We start from the raw sequence: 26,238 nt of genomic DNA on the forward strand, positions 1-26,238 counted from the left end.
CCTCTCAACGGTCCCACACATCGGGATGCAGTCAGGATGAAGACAGACTTGCCAAGCCCACGATGCAGCCTGATGACGTTTTTAAGCCTCGTGTGCAAAGGTCGCATCGTGCAAGGCTGTCCCTTTGCCCGCCAACCTTGACCAGCCCTCACACCACTCACCGCTCCCGCCGCCTGAACCGGCAAGCAAGAACCTCTCGCACGGGCGCCTACGCTTTTGCAACTTTCCGGGTGCTAGATTTCACTTACTGCGGGCAAATGCCCGTCCAACCCGAGGGGAATAGTCATGCTGCATATCAGGTCTCGTCGTGCTGCCATATTCGCCGCGCTGCTGACCATGGGCCTCGCGGGCGTCGCCAGCGCCAGCACACCTCCGGCAACGGGTCTGGGCCAGGCTTGGCCCAACACACCGGACGTGAGCGTAAGTCCGAACTATCACGCCTATGTTTTCATGCTCGGTGGTATCCAATACATCCAGATCAATGATCTGGGCGGCAATGTGCTTGGAAGCGTGGGAACCGCGGCCGGCCAATTCATCACCTTGCCGATCGGCAGATTCGCCCAGCTCGTCAGCACCCCACAGCAACCGGCAGCGCTGACCACCAGTGCCACGCCAGTCGCTGCACCGACCACTGTTTACAACGATGGCACCACGACCATCACGGCCACGCCGATGAGCGATGGCACAACGCAATTGAATGTTGCGGCCATCTGTTCAGATCCAGCCTCGTGTGGATCGAAAGGCTAATGCTCAGAAGACGGCTAATGAAGCTAAAAGCCCAGCGTGTCGCTGGGCTTTTAGCTTATAGATCGAGCATCAGCCATGAAATGCGGTGACCACCGGGAATGTCCCGCTGCCGCGCATAGCCTTCAAAAACAGCCGCTCTGTCCTTGATGGCCTTGATGCCCATTCCCGTCGTCATGCGGACAAGGCGAGGAAACAAGCCTTCCCATTGCACATGCGGCAGGCGCACCGCATGTCCGCGGAAGACGATGCTTACAACTACCCAGCGTCTGCCATTGACGTCACCGCCACGGATACGGACGCATATGTCGCTCACGTCTCGCTTGCTGCAGCCTACGGCAATGGCCTCGCTCACCATCCGATAAATGGCAAGGTGAACGCTCGAAGACAAGCAACTCAGCGGCCCCTTCAATTCACACCAATAACGAATACCTGCCTGATCCAGCATGCGCGCCACCGTGCCCTCGCGTAGCGCAGCAGGCAGACCGCGATCACGCCAGACCACCGGATGCAGGCTGTCGGAAATGCCAAACAACTGATCCTGCGCGGCCAACGCCAAGCGCTGATACCCTGCATCGTCAACGGCGGGCTGCAAGTGGCGCAGTCGCCCCATCATCATGGTGAACCCGCCACGCACGGTTTCCCGCACCTGCTCCAGTGCCTGGGCAGTCATGCGCAGCTGCAATTCGCTTAGATGCACATTGCGTTGCGCCAGCGCCAAGGCAGTACGGACATCCCGGCGTTCCTTTTCGGCACGGCGGTCGAGCACCTCGATGCGTGCGCCAACCAGCAGCATGGTCGAGATCGCAAACGCCACCACCACCTCGGCCTGGATAGTCGTTTGATCGAACTTCTCCGGCATCAACCACACCAGGGCGAGACTGGCCACGGTGCCCCCTAACGCAGCCCCTTGCCAGCCATGACGAAGCGCAAGCCACACCACGGGTATGAACATCGCGATCTGCGCGACGCCGCGAAAATGCGGCTGGGTAAATCCAATCCACAGCAGAACCGCGAGCGCCGGCACCAGGTAACACACGCTCTCAAAAGTGAGACGGCTTTCGGCAACCGCTGAGAACAGCGTCCGCCATCCGCGCTGATGTCCCGCTTCGCGCACCGCAAGCACGCTGGGAACCACCGTCAAAATCCCGAGCAAATTACCAAGCACCCATTGCGCGGCGAGATGGTCATAGTGCGAAGGCTTTACATCCGGCGCATAAACGACGGTTGAGAACTGCAACTCGTTGACGCCGGTCATGACCAGTGAGATCACCAACGCACAGAGCAGCAGCCTTCCTATGTGCACGTCGCCCTTGCGATCGAGGACAGGCATGTACTCTCTGAAGTAATAAACGATGGGCCCACTGAACATGATGCCTGGCACCAGCATCAGCACGGACCAAAGTACCCCGTATGACGGAGCGCACATCACCGCTACCGGGATCTGGGCCACTATATCGGCCACGATCAGCGCGGGCCAATACCGATAAGGCACCAACAGCAGCACGGCCAGATGCACGCCGCAGAGCAAGAGAAAGTGCGGAACGTTTAATTGTTGAACAAGCCAAATGCCGACGCCATAACTTAAGGCGACCGCGAGTTGGCGTTTCCACCCGTCTCTTGTCTTCACCCCTGAACGATCCTGCATTTTTCCACTCCCCAGTGGATATGACGCCCAACCTAAGTGCTGCGACATTCCCGGTGGAACTGTGAAATTCTGGTGAAACCGTGACTCTTTCCCGGGCTATACGCTTATATAGTAGCGCGACTGGGCGGCGTAGAGTTTTACGACAGTCAAGCTGTGTGATAGCCGTTGTGAAGCCGATCATCACAGAGCTGCTGACTCGCCTGTTTTGGGGCATTCCACCCCCGCAGACCGGGTTTAAGAGGCCCTATTGCCTCAGCCCACCGGGTCCAGAAGCCGACGCCAACGGACTGGCGCGTATTCAAAAGACCCAAACCCTGCGCAAAGAAGTGCCCTCGCCACCAAGGCGGCAAGGGCATCTTCAACTGGACTCGTTTTAGCGAATCCCATTACTGCTTGTTCGACGGTCCACTCTCGGACGTCCATTTCTTGAGCCATGCATTGACCGTCTCATGCCATAGCACGCTGTTCTGTGGCTTCTGCACGAAATGATTTTCGTCCGGAAAAGTAAGGAACTCGCTGGGAATGCCTTGACGTTGCAGCGCCGTGAACGCGCCCAATCCCTGCGTAATCGGAATGCGGAAATCATGACCCGAATGCACCACGAGCATCGGCACGCGCCAATCTTTCACATGATCGACCGGATTGAACTTCTCGTAGTTATCCGGCGCATCGAATGGCGTGCCACCGTTTTCGTGCTCTTCGAACCACAGCTCATCCGTCGCGTAATACATCATGCGCGCATCAAACACACCATCATGATCCACCAGGCATTTCCAGGGTTTGTTCCATACGCCAGCGATCCAATACGTCATATAGCCGCCGTAACTGGCGCCGAGCGCACACGCACGGTTGCCATCCAGAAAAGAGTACTTGTCCAGCGCGGCCTGCCATCCCAGCTTCAGATCCTCCAGCGGTTTGCCACCCCAATCACCCGAGATGGAATCGGTGAAGGCTTGGCCATAGCCCGTGGAACCATGAAAGTTGATGGTGACGACGGCGAAACCCTGGCCCGCATACGTCTGCGGATTCCAGCGATAACTCCAATCATTGTTCATCGCACCCTGCGGGCCGCCGTGGATGATGAAGGCCACCGGATAGGTATGCCCGGCTTTGTAATCCACCGGCTTCACCACATAGCCCTGCACAGTTTCGTTATTCCAGCCTTTGAAGGTGAAAAACTGGAAATCACCCATGCGCGCGTTCTTCAAGCGCACCGCATTGAAGTGCGTGACTTGCTTCAATTCATCACCATCGGTGCTGACCGTATAAAGATCGGCCGGGTGCTTGAGATCGTCGCGCGCCAGCAGAATGCGCTTGCCTGCGATGGAATACGCCGTCACCGAACCCTTGCCGACCAGTTTGCTCACCTTGCCGGTGGTCGCATCCACGGCAAACAAAGGATGCTGCCCTTCGTCATCCGCCGTCACGAATAGCGTTTTGCCATCCGCACTCACCTGCATGCCACCCGGCGAACGATCCCATGACGGATCGACTTCATGCGTCGCGCCCGTCGCCAGATCCATCGCCATGATGCCGAAACGATCCGACTCGAAACCTGGCGTTTTCATCGCCAGGTAATACAGCGTCTTCCCATCCGGCGAAGGAACCGGATAACCGTCCCACGCTTTGTTGGCAGCAGTGAGGTCCTGCGGCACGGAAGAACCATCCGCCGCGACCTTGTAGACATCAAAGTTCGTGGACCACGGCTCGCTCTTGCCCGCAATACGAACGTCGAAGTACACCGTATTGCCATCCGGCGAGAACGCAAACTCGCTATCGTCACCGAACGGCTTGCTGGGAATATCCCCATCGATACCCTTGCTCAACAAAGTTGGCTCTGCCGGCAGGCTACCGTCCGCACCAAAGCGCGCGATATACAACTGATTACGCCGACCATCCTCCCACGTATCCCAATGCCGCACGAACAGCTTGTGATAAAGCGTGCCCGTGGCCTTGCTCTTGGCGCGGCCGTCGAGACGCTCCTTGGTGCAAGCAAGATCATTGCAATCCGTAAACACCGCATAGGAGAGAAGCACGCTCTTGCCGTCCGGTGAGAGCTTGTACGCTTCGATGTCCAGCGGGGCGTGGCTTACTTGTATCGGCCGCGAGGCAGCCGCCAGATCCAAGCCGTGCTTGCCAATGCTGAAGTCCAAACGCCAGAGTTGCGCCACACCATCCACAGGCGCGACGTAATAAAGAGACCGCCCATCCGGAGACCACCGCGGTGATGACGCCTGCTTCGCCACCACCCTGATGGGTTCGCTGCCGGACTTGTCCAGGTCCCTCACGTAAAGAGTATTGATACCTTTGTTAGCGGCGTAGTCCGTGCTGCGTACCGAGAATGCGGCATAGCGGCCATCCAGGGAAAGCTGGGGGTCGCTAACGCGATCGAGCATGACTAGGTCATTGACGCCAAAGGAATGCGGCGAATGACTTTCTACCAAGGTGCTAGATACGGAATTCACTGCCATGGCCGGCATGGCGACCCATACCACCATGAGGGCCGCAAGCAATCGTTTCATGGACCGTCCTCTATGCGTGGAAAACGCCAAGGTAAGGGCAGGGACATCTTGAGACAATCCCAATGGAAAATCGGGATGCCGGTCACGATCCTAGTTAGGGCCTTGGTACAGAACCTGCCTAACTTAACCAGTCCAAGAGGGGGAATCCATCATCATGACGCGCCAGCGCCTCACTGCAGGCTTCACTTTGATCGAGTTGATGATTGTCGTGGCAATTATTGCCATTCTGGCAGCGATTGCTATCCCGGCCTACCAGGACTACCTGATCCGCGCCCAAATATCAGAAGGTTTTAGCCTTGCTGAGGGTGCCAAAGCAGCAGTATGGGATTACGTATCGGCATACGGAACATATCCAGCTAGCAATAAAACAGCAGGACTGGTAAGTCCGGTATCGATTGCTGGCAGATACGTGTCTAGCGTGAATGTAGCCGACGGTACCATTAAAGTACTTTTCGCCACTCCCGAAGCAAACACTGCGATAAAACCCGCGACGATTTATCTACTACTTTCACCCATAACAATTGGAGATGGCAGCATTAACTGGACCTGTACTGCCAGCACTGTGCCCGGGAAATATCTACCCTCCACTTGCCGCCTCTAAATCGATACACCAGGGAGTGACGGCCTTAGTTAGCAGAACTGACAAAATTGGTCACTATCTGCCCCAATTTGATAGGCACTTAGGTTGCGCCATCCAGCGGGCTCTGTCCGCCGGTAAGTGCCTAGATTCTTTGCTTAGCTACTTTCGTGACAAGGACCACAACCAACAAACATACGAGATTGAGAGAATGTTTTAGCGGCCTTGATGGCATACTACCTGCTTCATTCTGCCGCGAGCTTCCTGGTCTTTCCTGACCAAGAGTGAGGTACCGGTTCCGCCTAGGGGATTCGGGACAGGGGCTCAGGGGGCATCACCCAAGGTTAGCTAACCAAGACAGAGGAACCACTTAATGAAGAGCATGCAAAAAGGTTTTACGCTGATCGAACTAATGATCGTGGTTGCGATCATTGCGATCTTGGCTGCTATCGCCATTCCTGCTTACCAGGACTACCTGATTCGCTCTCAAGTCTCGGAAGGGGCATCTTTGGCCGACGCAGCCGAGACCGCAGTTGCGGAGTTTTATAGCAATACTGGTCGCTTACCTGGTAACAATCAGTCAGCCGGCCTTGCAACAAATACGTCGATCAAGGGCAAGTACGTCTCTCAGGTCGACGTAACAGGTGGCGTGGTGAAAGCAACGTTTTCTGACGCAAATGGGTTCGTGGCAAACACTGCACTTAATGGCCTGATCCTGGCCTTTTCTCCGGTCACTGGCGCTAGTGCTGGCAGCATTGCGTGGCACTGTGGCATGGCAACTACCACTATCCCACAAAAGTATTTGCCGGCCTCATGCCGCGGCACTGGACAATAAAACTTTTTAAACTGAGCAAATACCAAAGGGCCGCCCTATTGCGGCCCTTTTTTTAAACAACGTAAGCTTCCTCTATAGTTTCAGCAATGAATACATACAAAGCACAGTTGCCTCAGATTTATAAGGCAACAATCTTTGCGGCCTTATTGATGGCAATGCTGTTACTCTCCTGGCGGATTTATCACCCTGGATTATACGGATCATTTCTTTTTGATGATTTCGTTAATCTGAATGCCTTGGGTGATACAGGCCCTATAAATAACTGGCCATCTTTTCTTCGCTACATCACCTCAGGTACAGCAGACCCAACAGGCCGACCACTTACCTTATTTAGCTTCCTACTGGACGCCCAAAATTGGCCTGCAGATCCATTCTCGTTTAAACATACGAACGTATTATTTCATCTTTTAAACGGTACGTTACTATGTTGGGCGATGTTCAAACTTGGTCGTCATACCAATTTGGATGAAAATCGCAATTACACAACTGCATTGCTAGGCTCTGCCATTTGGCTACTACATCCGCTTTTTATCTCGACAACCCTCTATATTGTACAAAGAGAAGCTATCTTACCCACTACTTTCAGCTTGGTGGGTATCTTACTTTGGTGCACTGGGCGCGGCCGCCTTGCTGAGAATCGCATTGCCTCTGCTTGGACTTGGATGGCAGGAGGAAGTTTGATATGCACATTCCTCGCCGTGCTGTGCAAAGGCAATGGTGCTTTGCTCCCGCTCCTGATCGGTGTAGCGGAATGCACTGTTCTGCGAATTGATAACAGAAAACTGTCATCCGAAGCATCAAAACATCTTAGATGGCAGCGCATTGGATTATTGGCTCTTCCTACCTGCTTACTAGCTGCATACCTGCTAGCACAGATACCAGCCTATATTCACGTAGCGCTCGACAAACGCCCTTGGACTATTACCCAGCGTCTGCTAAGTGAACCCCGGGTATTAGTGACTTATCTACGCCTGCTATGGCTACCTCGAGCCACCTCCCAAGGTATCTTCAATGACCAAACAATAATTTCTACCTCCTTGTTTAGACCCTGGACCACTCTTCCGTGTTTACTTGCAATTATCGCGCTATGTACGTTCGGCTGGGGAATACGTAAGCGAAACCCGATCACTGCATTTGCCATACTGTTCTACTTCGCGGGACAGGCAATGGAGAGCACCTTCATTCCGCTGGAATTGTTTTTTGAACATCGCAACTATTTGCCAGCCACCTTCATGTTCTGGCCTTTAGCACTGTGGCTGACAGGCATTAATTCTAGATTATTAAGGTACTGCTCTATCGTTCTTGTCCTTGCAACTGTTGCACTACTAACGTGGAGTGGCGCAAAAGTTTGGGGTAATCCCCGGGAACAGGCACTTATATGGGCCGCAACGAATCCAAATTCCGCACGTGCTCAAGCTGTAGCCGCCTCAGTAGAAATGAAGCGCGGAAATTACTCTGCGGCAGTTATTCGATTACGCAATGCTTCCAGAAAGAAGCCCAACGAAGTACAGATCACGCTCAATCTCGTCGACGCAGAATGCTCTATCGGAGAAGTAACACCAGCAACGTGGCACCTTGCATTGTCTTCGTTACGCCATACCAGCAATGGATCAGGGGCCATGCTTGACTGGCTTGATGACGCCGTGCAGCGCGCAAAAAGCCATGCTTGTCCTGGACTAACACTGCGCGATGTATACGAAGCCTTGCAGGCAGCGAGGGCCAATTCACTCTACAAGCGGGAATCTAGCATTCGCCAAGGCATTGTTCACGCTGCCGGATTATTAGCTTTGGCCGAAAAAAAACCCCGGGAGACGTTGGACGATTTCAACCAAGCATTCCTGATACGTCCCAACATCGAAACAGCCCTAGCCCAGGCAGCGGAACTGGGGGCAGCAGGGTATCCCAAGTATGGATTGCAGCACCTCGATTTTGCGCACGACAATGCGCAGCGCATCAAGTTTGGCTGGGGCATGCCTCGCCTGCATAATTGGGTCTTACAGAAACAAGGCTACTGGCAGCATGAGACAGATGTTCTACGCGCAACATTGACCGCCGATGCCAGAGCACAACTTTCTGAACCTTCAAACCCGCAGACCAAATAAATGCCTATCCATACAAAAAAAAAGTACCTGTTGATTGCTTTAACCCTGCTAATAACAGCAATTATCTATTGGCCAGGCCTTTCTGGCGGATTCATCTTTGACGACTTTCCGAACATTGTAGATAACGAGGGCATACAACCGAAAACGTTTAGTTTGGCGTCTCTTGTGCGTGCCGCCCTTTCATCTCCATCTAGCGACCTCAGCCGTCCACTCGCCTCCCTCAGTTTTGCAATTAACTATCTCTTTGCTGGTTTAGATCCATACTGGATGAAGCTAACCAATCTAGTCATTCATCTTCTAAATGGTATTCTAATTTTTATTCTATCAAAATCACTACTTCAACTTACAGAAGATAGAGATATAGAAGGGACTACTGTTAGTGCAGCAAGCTTAGGTTCCCACATAGACATTATTGCCACCATCATTACAGCAAGCTGGCTGCTACTACCTATCAATCTCACAGCAGTGCTGTACATCGTCCAGCGGATGGAAAGCCTTGCTAATCTTTTTGTCCTTCTAGGTTTAATCGGTTATCTAGCAGGCCGGCGTCGCATGTTAACTGCCCCCAAGACTGACGAAATTATTTCATCCATCCCCACCACGCGATACAAATGGCAAAGATCATGGTTTAACTATGGCTTTGTACTCTGCGCCGCCAGCATTACCATACCCACAGCTCTTGGTGTGCTAGCCAAGGAAACGGCAGTTATGCTGCCCTTTTATGCAGCACTTATTGAATGGACGATATTTCACTTTCATTCTTCCAAATGCAGCACACCCATCACGAACAATAAAAAGAAGCTATTCGCAGATATAAAACCTGATCAAATCCACAAAGAGAAGAAAATTGACTGGCGAATTATTTTTTTATTTGTTTTTACGCTTGCACTACCTTTAATTATTGGCCTTACATGGCTGCTACCAAAAATATTGAAGCCATCGGCCTGGATTACGCGGGACTTCACTTTAACCACAAGAATGCTGAGTGAGGCACGAATCGTCGTTGATTACATCTACTGGACGCTCCTTCCTACGCCACACGAACTATCGTTCTACCATGACGACTTCTTGGTTTCCTCTGGAATTTTGACTCCATGGACAACCTTAACGTGTCTATTGCTCTTAGTGGGACTATCCTTAGCGATAATTTGGCTGCGGGCGCGACGCCCTCTAGCCGCACTGGGTATCGCTCTTTTCTTAGGATGTCATCTGTTAACAGGGACCATTTTACCGCTAGAACTCATTTATGAGCATCGAAACTATTTCGCAAGCTTCGGGTTGCTATTGGCAGTTATCCCGCTGCTTATCGGGTCACCAGCAGCACATACGGCAAGGACTGAAAGTCTCTCCGTCAAAAAACTAATCGATGGCTCATTTTCCCGATTGCGCTACATACTTATCGCAGTCCTTTTGCTCTGCTGGGCTGGCCTAACCGCGATAACGGCTTATGCTTGGGGCAATCCTCTACGCCTAGCAGAAGATTTGGCTATTCGTGCGCCCAAGTCTCCGCGTGCCCAATACGAATTGGGGCGGACATATATCATACTTTCCCGTTACGACCCTAAATCTCCGTTTACCCAATTGGCCTATCCCCCATTAGAGCGCGCCGCTGCTCTGCCTAAGTCCTCGATACTTCCGGATCAGGCTCTGATTTTTATGAATTCCCGTATGCACCTTCCTCTAAAAGAAGCTTGGTGGAATAGTTTGATTGTTAGACTAAAAACTCATGCTCCTACGATACAGGATGAGAGTTCACTGGCCTCATTAACCCAATGTGCTAGGGATCATAGTTGTGATCTTCCAACCGACCGGATGGTTGAAGCATTCCAAGCCGCATTATCTCATCCAAACCCGTCAGCTCGCCTATTGGAAAATTATGGTGACTACGCCTGGAATGTTCTTAATGACAGGCGGCTAGGACTGGAGATGTCGAAAAGGGCAGCACTAACCTCCCCTGATGAACCGGCCTATCACATCACATTGGCTCGAATGTTTGTCGTGCTCGGACAATTTGATCAGGCGAAAGAGCAGATAGCTCAGTTGAATCGACTCAATTATGGAGGACGGCTGGATGCCTCATTAGCTGAGCTACGATCACTTCCAGGCCTACGACAGATCTCTCCTCGTAGTAACGGAGATATGTAACTTCTAGATATGCTAAACAGTGTAAATTGGTTCAATAATCTCGGCACTGGCGTATCACTTATGTCTCATGGCCCCGTAAATAGACACGCTTATGACTCAGGCTGGATCCAATCCGCCTGGTCGCCTGCCGCCAATGAGTCGCTACTGGCGCATGGTGACCTGACGCCACGTCCGCGTGTCGCCAGGGCGATGGAATTGCTACGTTTAGAAGTTGGGCAGCGCGTTTTGGACATCGCATGCGGCCGCGGCGAAGTGATTGCCCTGGCCAAGCAGTCTGGCGCGGAAGCTATTGGCATAGACTATTCCGATGCTTCTATCGCCTTTGCATCCGAAATGCGACGCGCGCTTGACGGCAGGACAGCCGGAGGATTTGGGCTTGTTCAAGGTGATGCATGCAGCTTGCCGTTTGCCGATGCCAGCTTTGACCGGGTGTCGATGCTCGATATTGTCGAGCACCTGATCCCGGCACAACTTGAGTCCATGTTCCGCGAAGTGAAGCGTGTGTTGCGTCCCGGTGGGTTCGCCGTAGTGCATACGCTACCCAATCGCTGGGTTTATGAAGTGGGCTATCGATTCGCTCGCCTGTTTCTTCGCCGTCTTCCCCAAGATCCTCGCAATCCATACGAAAAGCAGATTCACGTCAACGAGCAAGACATTGTGAAGCTGCATCGCATGTTGGACCGAGTTGGCCTCTCGCACCGCCTGTGGCTTGAGCAACATATACCTGCGCAAGCGAGGTGGCACGCAGGACAAGCGGTTTACGAAGATCAACGTGATAAGGTCTATCCCATGATGGCGCGGTGGCCTGGCCGCGTGCTCGAGGGCTTGAGTGCCACCCCTTTGCGGCTGGTGCTGTGTAACGATATCTTTGCTGTGCTATGGAACGGGGATACTGCCCCTGTCACCGTTGGTCACTTGCCCTCTGCCATTGTCGAGCGAACGGTGACACAGCTTGCCCGCTCTTCCTGACTCTGGCATCAATCCTCAATCGCCTGAATTATTCTGAAAGGGTTGCCGGCTCCAAATACGTTCTCGGGCACATCTTTTCTAAGAAGCGAGCACGCACCGATTACCGAGTTATCACCGATCGACACTCCGTGCAGGATTACCACCTGCACGGAGATCCATACATTGCGGCCGATGCGCACAGGTGCCGCAGCCGCCTCGAATACGTCTTGCTGGCGGCGCTGCTTGGACAACGTGTGAGCGGCCGTGTCCGTAATATAGGCATCTGCGATATTCGACCACTCCCCGATATCGACTTCACGAACACATTGAATAGACGTACCGTTTAGGCCTGCACTGTCGCCCAATGTCACCATGGCATTCAGCGCCAAGGTTCTTATGCATACGGGCTTGATCGCGTCTGAAATGATCAGGCAATTGCGACCAAAACGCACATGTCCTGGCCCGGTAATCCGCAGAGGTCCATAAACGCGAAACATGGGGCCAGCCGAAAAATGCTTGCCTTGCAGTCGAAACACGATTCGATACCACCACCCTCGAAGCCAAGCCAACCCGCCCGGAATCAGTAAGTGTGGATTCTTCGCAAGGCGGGACAAAATGCTCGTGTTCATGGTAGCCGTACATTCCCTCTCTTTTACAGTGGCTTATGTCCAGTTATGACACGGAAGCGCTTCGCTTCCACAAGCCACCGAGTAATACAAAAGCCGAACCAACCCAAGCCAAAGCAAGATTGGCGAATCGCAGCACCAGATACGTGGCGACAACCACGGGTGCCGCAAGCCCCTGTAGCCCGAAGAGATATACCCCCCCTGCTTCGACCGTGCCCACGCCATTGGCACTAATAGGAACATATGCAATCAACCCTGCACTGTTTGCAATGACAGTCACCTTGGACACACTTTCTGGCGTAGCGTGCAACGCCTTAAATACGGCCCAATAGCAAATACCGATAACGAACAGCTTTAAGAGGGTCAACAAAGCGTTGGCCACAACGACTAACGGCCTCGTAGCGACAACATGATGCGCCTCAGCCAAGATGTCGGCGATACGCTCGACCAGCCTGTGACTCGACGACATGCCCGGGCTCCACTTCTTCGAGGTTAGATAAGCCACGATCAGTGCCATGGCAGCAACGAGCCCAAACATCCCCGCGAGTCGTACCGACGTCTCCGTAAACAAGAAGAAAAGCCCGATGGAAAGTCCAAACGTGCAAAACAACGAGACGACTTTATCGACCCCAAGGCGCCCAATGGCTGTTGGCAGGGCCAGGCCTCGTTTTCGCAGAAACAGGCTCATGCCAAGCAGGTCGCCAATTTGCCCTGGCAACACTTGCCCAAAGGCCCACGCCACCCAGTAAGCGCAAAAAAAACGGGCGAATCCGAGCGAAGGACCAGGAGCCGCCATCATGTAGGAATTGATGGCACCCAGAATCGTAGACACCAAGATGGCCAGGAGCGCCAGCGCAACCCATACCGGTTCCGCGTTGCGTAACGCATGCATGACACGTGCTGGATTGGCGTACCAGATCAGCGCGACGAGTACACCCAAGCCTAGTGCGGACATAAGTGCCGCTCTTAGCCGCTTGACTGTAGACATACCCGGCACAGTCGCAGGCGACGGTGTCATGCGGATCTGGCTTGCCCGATTTCGGCTGCTACTTTCTCCGCGACATCCACCGCGAGACGGGAAGATTGTAAATAGCTTTCACGATCCAGCTTCTGCTCACGCTTGATTGCAGCAATGAAAGCATCGATTTGCTTGTCGATACCCTTTGCCGCCCCACGCCACAAACGCTGGTTTCGCCGCCGCATGCCATGACCATATTCAAGCTTTCGGAAGTCAGTGAGTCGGGCACTGCGATTATCGCAAGCAACCTCGATGACTTCCGATGGAAACGCTTTCGCACCATTGGAGAGATACATAACCGACGCCAGGGAACCGTCAGCAAAGCTTAGCGTCACATGCACATTGTCTTCGCGCAGATAGCCGGCACCAGTACCCCCCAGACAGCGTACGTCCGTAGAAGTCACTGCAGAGCCTACCATCCAGCAGCAGAAATCGAGATGGTGACAGGCCTCGCCAACAATGACCCCTCCCCCTTCACGGGGATGGTGCAGCCAATGATCAGGTGCCCGGTAGCCGACATTGGCCCGATAGACGATCGACATGGGCTGCGCGCGTTTAGCGAAACTTTCGCGAAGCGAAAGTGCAAGCGGAGCATATCGCCGATTAAAACCCACCATCAGTATTTGATCGTCATCTACGAATGCCGATGACACCGCGTCGAGTTGTAAGCGATCAATAGCTAATGGTTTCTCCACGAACACATGTTTGCCTGCAGAAAGCGCAGCAGCCGCAAGTTCCGCGTGGGAATCATGCCGCGTCAAAATGAATACAGCATCCGTTTGCTCATTCGAAAAAACCTCGGATACTTCAGCCGACGCAAAGGCAAATCCGTACTTTTTACCCAGCGCCGTTGCCCGCACGCCAGTAGCAGATGCAATGCCTCGAAACTCCACGTCTCTCTTTGCAAGCGCCGGCAAGAACTCGTTCGTTGCATGGCTACCCGCGCCCAATACGGCCACTCGAAGCTTTCCGGTGCTTTTGGCAACAGCCGATACCGGTGACTTCAACGTTATCTTGTTACTGGCAGGGGCATCATTGGGATAGTTCAGTAGAATGCCTAGCGAAGGCTCGCGCGCCTCTCCGGAAATCAATGCAAAAGCGTCTGCAGCCTGAGCCAATGGGAACCGATGCGTGATCATCGATGCCACATCCATGCGCCCCCGTGCAATCTGTTCCAGAAATGCCCCCATATTTCGTTCTTCTGTCCAACGCACATAAGGCAATGGATAATCGTGCCCCTCCAGCTCGTAAGAGGGATCGCCGGTGCCGGGACCATAAGCCATGGATGTACGGAGTTCCAGCTCCTTGAACAGATACTGCTCGCGCGGCAGATTCATGGCGGTGCGTCCAACTACTACTACGCGACCCTTGGTACGGCACAATTCCCCGGCCAGACTGACTGGCCCGGCATCTTCCGTGGCCGCAGTGATAATAACAACGTCCGCACCATTTCCATTTGACCAGGCCAGCACGCTCTCTTTCACATTGGGAGCATCGACTGGGCATGTCTCTGCCCACCCATTTTGATTGGCGAGCCCTAACCGACCTGTATCGAGGTCCAATCCAAATACCCTGCAACCCGCCGCACGCAACAACTGTGCGACCAGCAAACCAACCAGCCCCATGCCGAGGACGACGACATTATCGCCTAGGCGCACATCTGCTATCCGGAGACTTTGCAAGGCAATGGCACCCACCGTCGCGAACGCCGCTTGCTCAAGCTCTACCCCCGAAGGCAGGGGAACACAGAGGCGTTTGGGGACACAGACTATTTCGGCATGGCTCGCGTACCCTTGCCCCGCGCACGCAACCAGGTCACCCACGCGCACATGGTCCACGCCTTTGCCGACGGCGATTACCTCTCCCGCGCAGCTGTAACCAAGCACAATAGGTGTTTCTAGCGCCCGTCTTGCAACAGCATAGGCGGTGAGCGGACCTTGCGCTCGCGCCAATTGAATCACCTTCATGGCCTGCTCTGGACGTGCCCTGGCCTTCGCCAGCAGGCTCATACGCCCAAGCTTGACGGTACCCCCTTCGGTGCCGCTACTAATCAATGAATGCCGGTTGCGCACCAGCACAAATTCATCACGCAACTGTGGCGGAGGAACTTCTTCCACCCAGATGCTGCCATCGCGCAAATCTTCCAGAACCTGCTTCATGCCATAAACCCATGTGATTCATTGATACCAGCCGCCGGCTTTACGCGTCCGCGTACCAGAAACCCTTTGCTTAACAATTCCCGCTCGCTGAATTGGCTGAGCTCACGGCGAATATCATCCGTCAGTAAGGCCCGCCCCTCTTCAGCAACTACCCGCCATTCATCGATATCGAACAACTCCTCGAACATGGCCCGGTACTCATGCTCACGCAGTCCATTGAGCCATGACGGTATATCCGTATGTCTGCGTGCCCGCAAATGATCCCATGGCGCCACCACACGCGAAGGGCGCTTGTCGGGGTGTTTCCACGCAATGTGGTGACCTCCAGATAAGCTGGTAAAGCTGTGGATATAGATGTAGACCCGCCCGCTAGGTCGAAGCACACGTGCCAGCTCTTTCAGCACAGAGGGAACATCGGCGATATGTTCAAAAACTTCATGCGAGACAACTAGATCGATGCTCGCATCCTGCAGTGGCAGATGAACTCCATCGTAAACACGAAGATCTACCGCTTCGTGCCGCAGGTGCAATCCTGCCTCACTCTGCAACTCACGGTAGTAGCTCCGAGCAAAAAGCACATCCCACACAGCCGTTCTCAAGGCTCGCTCAAAACCGTTGGTTTTCAATATATGCAGGTATTTGGCTAGATCTCGTCCAGCCTCCACCTGCTCAGTATCCACCCCCATGGCTTGAGCCCCATTTGTGGCGAGCAGCAACGACAGCCAATATGACTTCCCGCATCCCACATCGAGCACTTTCAATCCAGACAAAGGACCTTCATCAAGGCTCAAGCGCCTATAGAACTCTGCATGCTCACGTGCGAACTCTCGATAGCTCGTCAAGCCATAATGCAGCATCGAGGTATATAGACCGAGTCGACCAGGGAATATAGGATCTGGCATAAGTGGGTTCGACTATTAAGCAATGGGTACTAATTTGGGCTGTGCCTTGATCAGTTCGCGTGCATAGACTGCCAATGCACGAACCATCCAGGCATTACACCAGCGAAGCTGTGTAAACGTCTTGGTGTACCAACGTGTCTTCTGGTGGTAGAAACGCCCTTCCGGGTGGTACATGTTTTCGAGTGCCCAATCGACAATGCGTCGAGCGAGATCAGCATGCGTCTGCGTATGCCTTGAGAACGTCAGAATTCCCTGTGCTGCGCCGTGAATATCGTATGGATACTCTTTGTCGCTCATCCAACGTGGGGCACCATCGCGCTCAAACAAATGCTCGGCATAAAAATTCAGCCCCGCATCGTATTGCGATTGCCACTCCCTCTCTCCCGTAACATCCATATACGTCGCAAGTGCGTCAAGAATAAACCCAGTGTGATAGTTGTCGTGTCGAATCGGCGAATCGCCAGGGGGGTCGGTATAAAACCACGCGTGGTAATCCGTCTGTCGGCACACAACATAGCACGCCAGTCGACGTGCAGGTTCCAGCCATTGTGGCTGATCTGCTTGATGCGCGAACTGTGCAAGTACCGACGCCACCAGGATGCTGACATCCATCACTCGCATGCGCATAGGCAGGGGCATGTAGCTTAGACAAAGCTCCTCTGGCTCATCCTTCAAATGCTTGAGATCACCTAAGAAGAAAGGTATGGCCGCTTCTACTCGCGACAGCAATTCTGGCTCACGCAACTGACGATGTGCTGCCAGGAAAGCCTCGCATACAAAAGCGGTTACTACGGCGTTAGGCGTTCCGCGCGGCGCGAAAAAGCCGAGATCTTGCCAGGGATATTGGTAACCCCATGCTCTTCCACCCGAGCGGGTAGATACAGCCATCGAGTCCAATTGCGCTACTAGCGTGCGTACACGAGAAAGATGATGTTCACTTCCGTCTGTTGCGTAGCGATCGAGCAAGCCGCGTATAAAGAGCGCGAGCCCCTTGGGATTAAACGTACGTGGTGTAAGCAAGAAAGGGCGAAGATTGACCGGCGATCGCATGACTGCTTGGACCGCAAGCAAGCGAGTTATACGGTTCCATCCACAAAGCGATTCGAGTATGGGGCTGTTAAGGGCATCGTGTTTATCAAATCCACGCCAACCCTGTGCTTCAGAGTAATCGAGCACGGCATCCAGGACAGCATTGACGCGAGCAATCTCCCCCTCAGCAGAGGCAGCCATGTTCGTCGGTCTGCGATCATGCATGAGTAGCAACCCCGTCAGGCGATTGGCCACGCTCAAAAATATCTATCCACATATGCGATTGAATCATCAAATAAAGCATGAAAAAGTGCCAACGATATCGACGTTCCACTGGCAGACGCAGTAGATCGACTACAGTATCTGGGTTGAACAGCCCATAGCTACGCACTCTCTCAGGTGATAGCCAGATTGACGCCAGTTCACGCAGATGCTTGTCGAAGAACGTTGGCGCATCCACCTGAAAGCCGCTCTTCGGACGCCGCAAGACACTACCCGGCAGATAACGTGCTGCAATCTCACGCAGGTCAGCCTTCCCTAGCCGGGGAGCACCGGCTCGCAGCACAGCACCATGGACCGATACGTCCACGAACGGAACACGAACCTCAAGACCTGCCGCCATGCTGGCCCTGTCCTCCTGCCAGAGCAGATCATTAACCATCTTGTTCCGCCATTCGTATTCTGCCATGGCGAGCAACGGCATTTTCTGCTTGGGCCAACGCTCGCGAACTACTTCGACGGCATCCGGCAAGTCCGCATCCAGCATTCTCGGTCCATATAGCCAACGACGCAGGTCAGGACGATCCCATACGTTGCGAAGTAGCGCGTAGACACGCGGCCAGTCGCCTAACGCGCACCCCATATCAAGCGCTCGCTCGCTCTCTCGATACGGAATCGGAGAACCGGGTAGCAGATACTTCAACACCCGAGCCATGCTCCGGAAGGGCAACCCAGGAAGTTGAGCATAAAAATTGAAAATGCGATGGACATTGTAGCCCGCAAAAAGCTCATCCCCGCCCAGACCTGAAAGTGCCGCTTTGACTTGAGTACGCGCCAGTTCCGCTAACCGAAATAACTGCATGGCGTTGACTTTGGGCGTCTCCAAATGCCAAAGCATTTGGGGGAGACGGCGCACTTCGTCATCGCCAAGTCCGGCCTGCACATTTTGTAAGCCCAAGATACGGGCCGTTTCGGCCGCGTTCTTCGCCTCTGCGGGATCATCCCCCACAGCCAGCGTAAAGCTGACAAGTCCAGGTGAGGTCTTGCTTGCTATGGCTGCCACCAGTCCTGAGTCGATGCCACCCGATAGGTAGCAACCTACAGGCACATCCGCGACGAGGTGCGCCCGGACGGAATCAAATAGCACGTCATCAAGTGAGTTACCGATCGTCTCTACGCTTGCTTCCAATCGGCGGCTTGAGGACGTTCCATCAACCTTCCACTCAAGACATTCCCCTGGCGCAAGTTGGCGCACACCTTGAACAAGAGACGCCTCACCCGGTACATAGCGAAAATTCAAAAGAAGATGCAGCGCATTGACGTCAAGCTCGCTCCGAGCATCGCTCTGTGCAGCGACACCTTTGGCCTCTGACGCGAAGCGCAATATACCGTTCGGCTCCTGACGGACAAACAGCGGCTTGATGCCTAGCGGATCACGTACGAGCAAGGCCCGGCGCGCCGCCGTATCCCAGAGTGCAAACGCATACATGCCCCGCAAGCGTCGAAAACCAGACACACCGTCCATCAAGTAAGCGGCAAGGATGACTTCGGTATCGGACTGCGAAACAAACGTCACGCCCCGCGATTGGTAATACGCTCGCAGTTCACGATAATTATAAATTTCGCCATTGAATACGATGACAGCACGTGCATCAGCACTCCACATAGGTTGATCACCCGTGGCGAGATCCACCATCGCAAGGCGGGCATGCATCATGCCGACATGATCGAGCTCCTGTGTACTGACGCCATCCGGGCCGCGGTGCTTCAATACGTCAGCGAGCTTCCGCAGGATTACCCTGCTCTGTTCGATTCGGGGCTGCACGGAGAACCATCCAGCAATGCCGCACATCAGGTGCCCACCAGGAGCGGACTTGGCAATTCGCCCCGTGCTTCGATCACCGAAGTGACAAAATCGGATACATCACAAGTATCGTCGAGCAACCGCTGTCGCAGCCTTTGTCCTTGATCTTCGGGAAATGAAAGCAGCCACTCCAACGCGCTATCGAGCGATTCCTTGTCTAGCCTGCGTGCGTTGTAGACAAGCCCATAACGGGCCTCTTGCTCATCGGTATAGCCACGTCCTGTATGAGCGGCATACACCGCCGGCACGCCTAGTACTGCACATTCTGATGCCATCGTCGCGCTTTCACCGAAAAATCCTGCGCAATAGGCCATGACATGATGGACACAAGCAGGATCACCTTTGTATCTGAATTCCTCCAAATCATTTGGCAAGGAAGCTTCGGCTGAGACAAGCACTTTTCCTGCTGCATTTAATCGACCAACAACTCTACGCACTGCATCGTACGATAGCCCCCGCTCACCAATATCATGATTGGCTTTCCAAGCGACCAGCCTCACAAGATAAGTAGGGCGATCGACTACCACTCCATTCGCTAACGCGATACTTTTCTGAGCCGAAAAATAGGGCGGCCGCAAGTACGAAAGCTCATGGTAACCTGGATAGCGCAACTCCCTTCTCTTTGGTGTCCATTCGCTATAACAGCGAGGAACAATCACGCGTGTAGAGAGCGGATAAGTCAGCAGATTCTGTAACTTCGCGTTCTCCGTGTCGTAAAAGACTAACGAGGGCACACGTGCCAAGGTGCCGGTATGTGCAATAAAAATGCCACCGATTGCAGCCATGACATCTGGTTTCCACCGACGTACGACACGCCACAAACGAAAATCACGGATGATCAATTCACCCAACAAACCACCTTTGCCACCTTCACGGGAAAGTGAGATGTGTTCCAAGCCATAGGCATCAAGCAAATTTTCCGCGATCTCCTTTTGACGGCTGGTGATCAGAATCTGATGTCCACGTTCACGCAAAATTTCGATGGGCCGCCTGAAAAAATGCACATGCGCAGGATGCCCAATATCGATTAGCACACGCATGTCGATCCCCTGAAAAACACCCACGACAGCATTAGCGCCATAACCACCTGACTTACTTCCGATACGACAAATTGGTGACCTGTTCGGATATCAAGCCAATCAAGAACACAATGACAGCAGCGCTCCACATCAACGTACTCATGTTGGTCAATCTGCCCTCGTGAATATACGTCCACGCGTAGTTGAGGCACCCAAGCACGAAAAACATCGCACTAGCTGGCACGAAAAGCTTAAGGGGCGAGTACAACGTGGCAATCTTGAAGATGATCAGTAAAAAACGAATACCGTCCCTCATTGGGCGAATGTGACTTCTGCCCATGCGCTGAGCTGCTTTGATTGGCATATAAGCCACTGGATAGGCACTACGGAAAAAAGCCATCGTGCTCGTGGTGGGGTAGGAAAACCCGTTTGGCAGCAGATACAAAAACTCTCGAAACCGCTCGGTACGCACGGCACGAAAACCGGATGTCAAGTCCGCCACTTCGTGCCCTGTCATATGTGTGGCGAGCCAGTTGTACAACGTATTGGCAAGACCCCTGCCTACGCCAGCCTGACTCCCCCAGTCGCGGGCTCCCACAACCATGTCGTACCCCCGATCCAGTACTTCTAGCAAACGGGCAATATCGGCTGGATCATGTTGCCCATCGCCGTCCATAAATACTAAAACATCTCCCTGGGCCACCCTCGCGCCTCGCTTGATAGCCGCACCGTTGCCCATCGAATAAGGAGACGAAAGACACCGCACATTGTGCCGTGCGCAAATAGCTGGGGTATCGTCGATGGATCCATCATCCACCACTATGATTTCAGCATCTGGATAGGAGGCACGGAGGCGCGGGAGCAAGGCCGTCAGAGCCGGCGCCTCGTTCTTGGCTGGCAAAATGATACTTAGACTATTCAAGCGGTTGGCTTCCCCGAGTGAAGCTGGATCATAACCCGCAAACACCGCCGTCATATCTTTCATGCAATCGATATGGCTGTGTTTTGGACTGAAATTGTGTGTGCCGTCACCATGGAGCCTCGCCCTGGGAACATTCCATCATCGTAGCTTGCGAGGGCCGTCATGTTGGGCTGATAGCCTACTGACATAATGTGCGCTAAATTCGAGGCCAATCAGGGGTTTTAGGTAAATTTCGTCATGTCGTCGCAACCGCAACCCACCGCCCTTGGCCTGTCCGGATTGGCCCGCCGGCTTGTTTCCGAAGGTTTGCTGCCTGAAGCCGACGTCCGCAAGGCAGTACTTGAGTCAACGCAGCAAAAGAAAACCTTAACCGCATGGTTGCTGGATCAGAGTCTGGTCGAGAATGCTCGCCTGTGCCAGGTGGCTTCCGCTGAATTCGGCATGCCGATGTTGGATGTCACGGCACTCAGCCCATCCAGCATGCCGCTCAGCCTGATCAGCCAGGAACTGATCAGCAAGCATCAGGCGCTCCCATTGCTGAAACGCGGCAAGCGCCTGTTTGTAGGCATTGCCGACCCTATGCAGCTGCATGCCTTGGATGAAATCAAATTCCACTCGAATTGCATGGTGGAACCGATTCTGGTGGAGCGGGCACAGCTTGGCCGGGCCATCGATAGCGCCATCAGCACGCTCAGCAATGTGGCGCCCGACTTGGGCGGTGGCGAGCTGGATGACCTGGCACTTGAGTCCGTAGATGAGGATGGGGAGGCTGCGGGTAGCGGTATTGACGCCAACGTCAATGACGACGCCCCGGTAGTCAAGTTCGTCAACAAGATTCTGGTGGATGCGATCCGTCGAGGGGCTTCTGACATCCATTTCGAGCCCTATGAGAGCCAGTTCCGCGTACGCCTTCGCATGGATGGCATGCTCCGAGCCGTTGCCAGCCCTCCAACCAAATTGGCAAACCGCATTTCTTCACGCCTGAAAGTGATGGCTGGCCTGGATATCGCCGAGCGCCGCGTGCCGCAGGACGGCCGTATCAAGCTCAATCTGTCCAAGACGCATGCGATGGATTTTCGCGTGAGTACGCTGCCGACCCTGTTCGGCGAAAAGATCGTGCTGCGTATCCTGGACAGCTCGTCGGCCAAACTGGGCATCGACAAGCTGGGCTATGAAGAGGAACAGAAGAAGCTCTACCTGGATGCCATCCATAAGCCCTACGGCATGGTGCTGGTCACCGGCCCCACCGGTTCCGGTAAAACGGTATCGCTGTATACCGCCCTGAACATCCTGAACACCGCCGAGCGAAACATTTCCACCGTGGAAGACCCGGTGGAAATCCGCGTGGAAGGCATCAACCAGGTGCAGCAGAACACCAAGCGCGGCATGACGTTTGCCGCGGCGCTTCGCTCCTTCCTGCGCCAGGACCCGGACGTGATCATGGTGGGCGAAATCCGCGACCTGGAAACTGCGGAAATCGCCATCAAGGCTGCCCAGACCGGCCACATGGTGCTTTCCACCCTGCATACCAATGATGCGCCGCAAACCATCTCCCGCCTGATGAACATGGGCATTGCGCCCTACAACATCACTTCATCTGTAACGCTGGTTATTGCCCAACGTCTGGCACGACGCCTGCATAGCTGTAAGAAGCCCATGGATCTGCCGCCTGAGACGCTCTTGGCGGCAGGTTTCTCACAGAAGGACATCGACGAGGGCATCACCGTTTATGAAGCGGCTGGATGTCAAGACTGTAACGAAGGCTACAAGGGGCGCGTCGGTATTTATCAGGTCATGCCCATGGTCGAGGACATCCAAAAAATCGTACTGCAGGGGGGCAATGCCTTGCAGATCGCCGAGGTCGCCAAGAAGCTGGGGATCAACGATCTGCGCGCCTCGGCACTGCTGAAGGTCAAGGCCGGGGTGACCAGTTTGGCTGAAATCGACCGCGTCACGAAGGACTGACCTCGCGCCGGACGTTCTAATAACCAGACTTGCGCGGGGGGCCACGAAATTGACCCCTGAAGTAACGTAAGCTGCTAGTCATCCTGCCCCCGCTTTTGTGGGGTGCCGGATACAAATATGGGGGGATGAAACGCATGGCCACGGTTACCGCCGCCAAGAATACTCGACAGCAGGCTGCTCAGCGCGCGCAGATCACGCAAATGCCCACCTACGACTGGGTGGCTTTGGACAAGCGTGGCAAGCCGATGAAGGGCTCCATGCTGGCAAAGAATGCTTCGCTGGTGAAAGCCGAGCTACGCCGTCAAGGTATGAACCCCCAGACGGTCCGTGAGCGCTCAAAGCCCCTGTTCGGCGGTAGCGGCAAAGCGGTCAAGCCACGCGACGTAGCGATCTTCAGCCGGCAGATCGCTACCATGATGGCGTCAGGTGTGCCGATGGTGCAGGCCTTCGACATCATCGCCGATGGACAGAAGAATCCGCGCTTCAAGACCATATTGGTCGACGTCAAGCAAAGCATCGAAGGCGGTGCGACGCTTCATGAAGCCCTGGGTCAATACCCCATTCAGTTCGATGAGCTGTATCGCAACCTGGTTCGTGCGGGTGAGTCGGCAGGCGTGCTCGACACCATTCTCGATACGGTTGCCACGTACAAGGAAAAGACGGAAAGCATCAAGGGCAAGATCAAGAAAGCGCTGTTCTATCCGATCATGGTGCTGGTGGTTGCCTTGCTCGTCATCATGATCATGCTGTTGTTTGTGGTGCCGGTGTTTGCCAAGACCTTCAAGGACGCTGGCGCGTCGCTACCCGCGCCGACCCAGTTGCTTGTGACGATGTCGCAGTTCATGCAGGAGTACTGGTGGGTTGTTATTGGAGGCATTGTCGGCAGCGTCGTGGCCATCATTATGGCCAAGAAGCGGTCGGTAAAATTCGCCCACTTTCTTGATCGCTTGACGCTCAGGCTCCCGGTCATGGGCAATATCCTGCGGCAATCAGCTATCGCACGTTTTGCACGCACACTAGGTGTGACGTTCCGCGCGGGCGTACCTCTGGTGGAAGCCATGGACGCTGTCGCCGGCGCCACTGGCAGCATCGTCTACGCCGAAGCCGTACATCAGATGCGAGATGACGTGGCGGTAGGTCATCAACTTCAGCTGGCCATGCGTCAGACGGGATTGTTCCCCAACATGGTGACGCAGATGGTCGCGATCGGCGAAGAGTCCGGTGCCTTGGACCACATGCTGTTCAAGTGTGCCGAGTTCTACGAAGAAGAAGTCGGCAATGCGGTCGACTCCTTGGCGTCGTTGCTTGAACCGTTGATGATGGTGATCCTGGGTACATTGGTGGGTGGCATCGTCATTTCGCTGTATCTACCGATCTTCAAGCTCGCCGGCACGTTCTAATTTTTGAATCCACCAACGCGCCACATAGTTACCGCGAAGCGGTGATAATGTGGCGCGTTTTTACGATCACGGTCCGTGCATGCCTGAGTTGCCACTTACAGTCTGGATAGTCATCGCAGGTGTATTCGGCCTGATCGTGGGCAGTTTCCTTAATGTGGTGATTCTGCGCTTACCTGCGCGGCTGGATGCTTTTTGGAGGCAGGAAGCTCATGAGGTATTGGGGCTGGAAACCCGCCAGGAATCGCTCCCACCCGGCATCGTGCGAGAGTCATCGCACTGCCCCCAGTGCAAACACCCGCTCTCGGCGCGCGACAACATTCCACTATTCAGCTGGCTCCTGCTGCGCGGCCGCTGTCGCTATTGCCAAGCGCCGATTTCCCTCCAATATCCGTTGGTCGAGTTACTAACGGCGGTTCTTAGTGCTGTCGTTATCTACAAATTAGGCCCGACCTGGGCTGGACTGGCTGGCTTGTTTTTCACCTGGGCACTGGTGGCGTTGTCGGGCATCGACTTCCGTACGCAATTGCTACCGGACCAGATCACTTTGCCGTTGCTTTGGGCCGGTTTGCTTTTGAGCCTGGTCCATCTTTTCGCCGGGTCTGCATCAGCGATCGTCGGCGCAGCCGTCGGCTATCTCAGCCTATGGAGTGTGTATTGGCTGTTCAAACTCCTCACCGGCAAGGAGGGCATGGGCTATGGGGATTTCAAACTGCTGGCCGCCTTAGGCGCATGGATGGGGCCCGGCGCCTTGCTGCCGGTGATCCTGCTTTCCTCGCTGATCGGTGCACTGGTTGGAGGAACACTCATCGCCTTGCGCAAGCATGCGCGTGAGGTGCCCATGCCGTTCGGGCCGTTCATCGCCATGGCGGGCTGGGTATGGTTCGTTGCAGGTGATGCGCTCTGGCATGTCTATATGAGCCTTACCGGCGTGCAATGAATCGTCCCATGCCGTATACGATTGTCCTCACCGGCGGCATCGCCTCTGGCAAAAGTGTCGTAGAACAGCGCTTCAAAACGCGCGGCGTGCATGTCTACGATGCCGACCTCGCATCGCGCGTCGTGGTGGAACCAGGCAGCGCAGGCTTGGCAGCTATCGTAGATGCGTTCGGTAGCGAGATATTGGATGCGGATGGCCGACTGGATCGTCCACGGATGCGCGAGCGCGTATTTGTCGATCCCATCGCGCGCAAAACCCTGGAATCCATCATTCATCCGCGCGTACGACAGTGGCTTCTTGAGCACGCGGAGGCGGACGAGGGGCCTTATGTGATGCTGGCGATTCCCCTGCTTGCCGAAAACATAGGGCATTACCGCTGGGTCGACCGGGTCCTGGTGGTGGACGTTCCTGAGGCCACTCAACTGGAGCGCCTGGTGCTGCGCGATGGGGTCGATAAGGATCTGGCGCTTCGCATCCTTGCCAGCCAAACCTCCCGTGCAGCTCGCCTGGCACTGGCAGATGACGTCATCGACAACAACGGCTCGGAATCCGCCTTGGACGCCCAGGTTGCTGCTTTGCATCAGCGCTATCTGGCGCTTGCCGCCGCCCGGCATTGAACCTGCCCTTTACGGCGTCCAGTTACGTAATTCCTTCAAG

20 protein-coding genes are annotated in these 26,238 nt (G+C 54.4%); 10 read left to right on the forward strand and 10 right to left on the reverse strand.

Annotated elements, in window-relative coordinates; all coding sequences use genetic code 11:
* The first annotated feature begins 285 nt into the window (after positions 1-285).
* Complete coding sequence (locus AC4HNJ_RS03890) at positions 286-747, forward strand: hypothetical protein (protein WP_490478216.1); 462 nt, start codon at positions 286-288, stop codon at positions 745-747.
* Between the two features lie 55 nt (positions 748-802).
* Here AC4HNJ_RS03890 and AC4HNJ_RS03895 read toward each other — a convergent pair whose 3' ends face one another.
* Both AC4HNJ_RS03895 and AC4HNJ_RS03900 read right to left on the reverse strand, forming a co-directional pair.
* Positions 803-2,374 (reverse strand): MASE1 domain-containing protein, encoded by a 1,572-nt coding sequence (locus AC4HNJ_RS03895; protein WP_490478217.1) that lies wholly within the window; start codon positions 2,372-2,374, stop codon positions 803-805.
* Positions 2,375-2,778: 404 nt separating this feature from the next.
* Entirely contained in the window at positions 2,779-4,914 is a 2,136-nt protein-coding gene (locus AC4HNJ_RS03900) for a prolyl oligopeptidase family serine peptidase (RefSeq protein WP_490478218.1), read from the reverse strand.
* A 154-nt stretch (positions 4,915-5,068) separates the two neighbouring features.
* Between AC4HNJ_RS03900 and AC4HNJ_RS03905 the strand changes: the two genes are divergently transcribed.
* The 5 genes from AC4HNJ_RS03905 (at position 5,069) to AC4HNJ_RS03925 (ending at position 11,542) form a co-directional block, all read left to right on the forward strand.
* Positions 5,069-5,515, forward strand: coding sequence for a pilin (locus tag AC4HNJ_RS03905; RefSeq protein ID WP_490478219.1), 447 nt, complete (start codon positions 5,069-5,071; stop codon positions 5,513-5,515).
* A gap of 349 nt (positions 5,516-5,864) precedes the next feature.
* Positions 5,865-6,326 carry a pilin gene (locus AC4HNJ_RS03910; protein ID WP_490478220.1) on the forward strand — a complete coding sequence of 154 codons (462 nt, stop codon included), beginning with the start codon at positions 5,865-5,867 and terminating at the stop codon, positions 6,324-6,326.
* Positions 6,327-6,412: 86 nt separating this feature from the next.
* Entirely contained in the window at positions 6,413-8,428 is a 2,016-nt protein-coding gene (locus AC4HNJ_RS03915; RefSeq protein WP_490478221.1) for a tetratricopeptide repeat protein, read from the forward strand.
* Positions 8,429-10,573: a hypothetical protein gene (locus tag AC4HNJ_RS03920; protein ID WP_490478222.1), complete on the forward strand. Its 2,145-nt coding sequence runs from the start codon at positions 8,429-8,431 to the stop codon at positions 10,571-10,573.
* A gap of 60 nt (positions 10,574-10,633) precedes the next feature.
* Positions 10,634-11,542, forward strand: coding sequence for a class I SAM-dependent methyltransferase (locus AC4HNJ_RS03925; RefSeq protein ID WP_490478223.1), 909 nt, complete (start codon positions 10,634-10,636; stop codon positions 11,540-11,542).
* A gap of 8 nt (positions 11,543-11,550) precedes the next feature.
* Here AC4HNJ_RS03925 and AC4HNJ_RS03930 read toward each other — a convergent pair whose 3' ends face one another.
* The 8 genes from AC4HNJ_RS03930 to AC4HNJ_RS03965 form a co-directional block, all read right to left on the reverse strand.
* Entirely contained in the window at positions 11,551-12,150 is a 600-nt protein-coding gene (locus AC4HNJ_RS03930) for an acyltransferase (protein ID WP_490478224.1), read from the reverse strand.
* Positions 12,151-12,193: 43 nt separating this feature from the next.
* Positions 12,194-13,165, reverse strand: coding sequence for a lysylphosphatidylglycerol synthase transmembrane domain-containing protein (locus AC4HNJ_RS03935; RefSeq protein WP_490478225.1), 972 nt, complete (start codon positions 13,163-13,165; stop codon positions 12,194-12,196).
* A complete protein-coding gene (locus tag AC4HNJ_RS03940) occupies positions 13,162-15,324 on the reverse strand; it encodes a bi-domain-containing oxidoreductase (RefSeq protein WP_490478226.1) in 2,163 nt (720 codons plus the stop codon). Before AC4HNJ_RS03940 ends, AC4HNJ_RS03935 begins: the two co-directional genes overlap by 4 nt.
* Positions 15,321-16,166 (reverse strand): class I SAM-dependent methyltransferase, encoded by an 846-nt coding sequence (locus AC4HNJ_RS03945; protein WP_490478227.1) that lies wholly within the window; start codon positions 16,164-16,166, stop codon positions 15,321-15,323. Before AC4HNJ_RS03945 ends, AC4HNJ_RS03940 begins: the two co-directional genes overlap by 4 nt.
* 75 nt (positions 16,167-16,241) lie before the next feature.
* On the reverse strand, positions 16,242-17,516 hold the full coding sequence (locus AC4HNJ_RS03950) for a hypothetical protein (RefSeq protein WP_490478228.1): 1,275 nt from the start codon (positions 17,514-17,516) through the stop codon (positions 16,242-16,244).
* Positions 17,473-19,326, reverse strand: a complete 1,854-nt coding sequence (asnB, locus tag AC4HNJ_RS03955) for an asparagine synthase (glutamine-hydrolyzing) (protein ID WP_490478229.1) — start codon at positions 19,324-19,326, stop codon at positions 17,473-17,475. The genes AC4HNJ_RS03950 and asnB overlap by 44 nt, the downstream gene beginning before the upstream one ends.
* Entirely contained in the window at positions 19,326-20,378 is a 1,053-nt protein-coding gene (locus tag AC4HNJ_RS03960) for a DUF354 domain-containing protein (protein WP_490478230.1), read from the reverse strand. The genes asnB and AC4HNJ_RS03960 overlap by 1 nt, the downstream gene beginning before the upstream one ends.
* A gap of 52 nt (positions 20,379-20,430) precedes the next feature.
* On the reverse strand, positions 20,431-21,279 hold the full coding sequence (locus AC4HNJ_RS03965) for a glycosyltransferase family 2 protein (RefSeq protein ID WP_490478565.1): 849 nt from the start codon (positions 21,277-21,279) through the stop codon (positions 20,431-20,433).
* 237 nt (positions 21,280-21,516) lie between these two features.
* On the opposite strand from AC4HNJ_RS03965, the gene pilB reads away from it, so the two are divergent.
* The 4 genes from pilB to coaE all read left to right on the forward strand — a co-directional run bounded on the left by pilB (position 21,517) and on the right by coaE (position 26,198).
* The gene (gene pilB, locus AC4HNJ_RS03970) at positions 21,517-23,244 is read left to right on the forward strand and encodes a type IV-A pilus assembly ATPase PilB (RefSeq protein ID WP_490478231.1); all 1,728 of its coding nucleotides are present in this window, start codon (positions 21,517-21,519) and stop codon (positions 23,242-23,244) included.
* Positions 23,245-23,378: 134 nt separating this feature from the next.
* Positions 23,379-24,644 (forward strand): type II secretion system F family protein, encoded by a 1,266-nt coding sequence (locus AC4HNJ_RS03975; protein ID WP_490478232.1) that lies wholly within the window; start codon positions 23,379-23,381, stop codon positions 24,642-24,644.
* Positions 24,645-24,723: 79 nt separating this feature from the next.
* Positions 24,724-25,581: a prepilin peptidase gene (locus AC4HNJ_RS03980; protein WP_490478233.1), complete on the forward strand. Its 858-nt coding sequence runs from the start codon at positions 24,724-24,726 to the stop codon at positions 25,579-25,581.
* A gap of 8 nt (positions 25,582-25,589) precedes the next feature.
* Complete coding sequence (gene coaE, locus AC4HNJ_RS03985) at positions 25,590-26,198, forward strand: dephospho-CoA kinase (protein ID WP_490478234.1); 609 nt, start codon at positions 25,590-25,592, stop codon at positions 26,196-26,198.
* The last annotated feature ends 40 nt before the right edge of the window (positions 26,199-26,238 follow it).

The organism is Dyella sp. SYSU CM1112 (assembly GCF_058216415.1).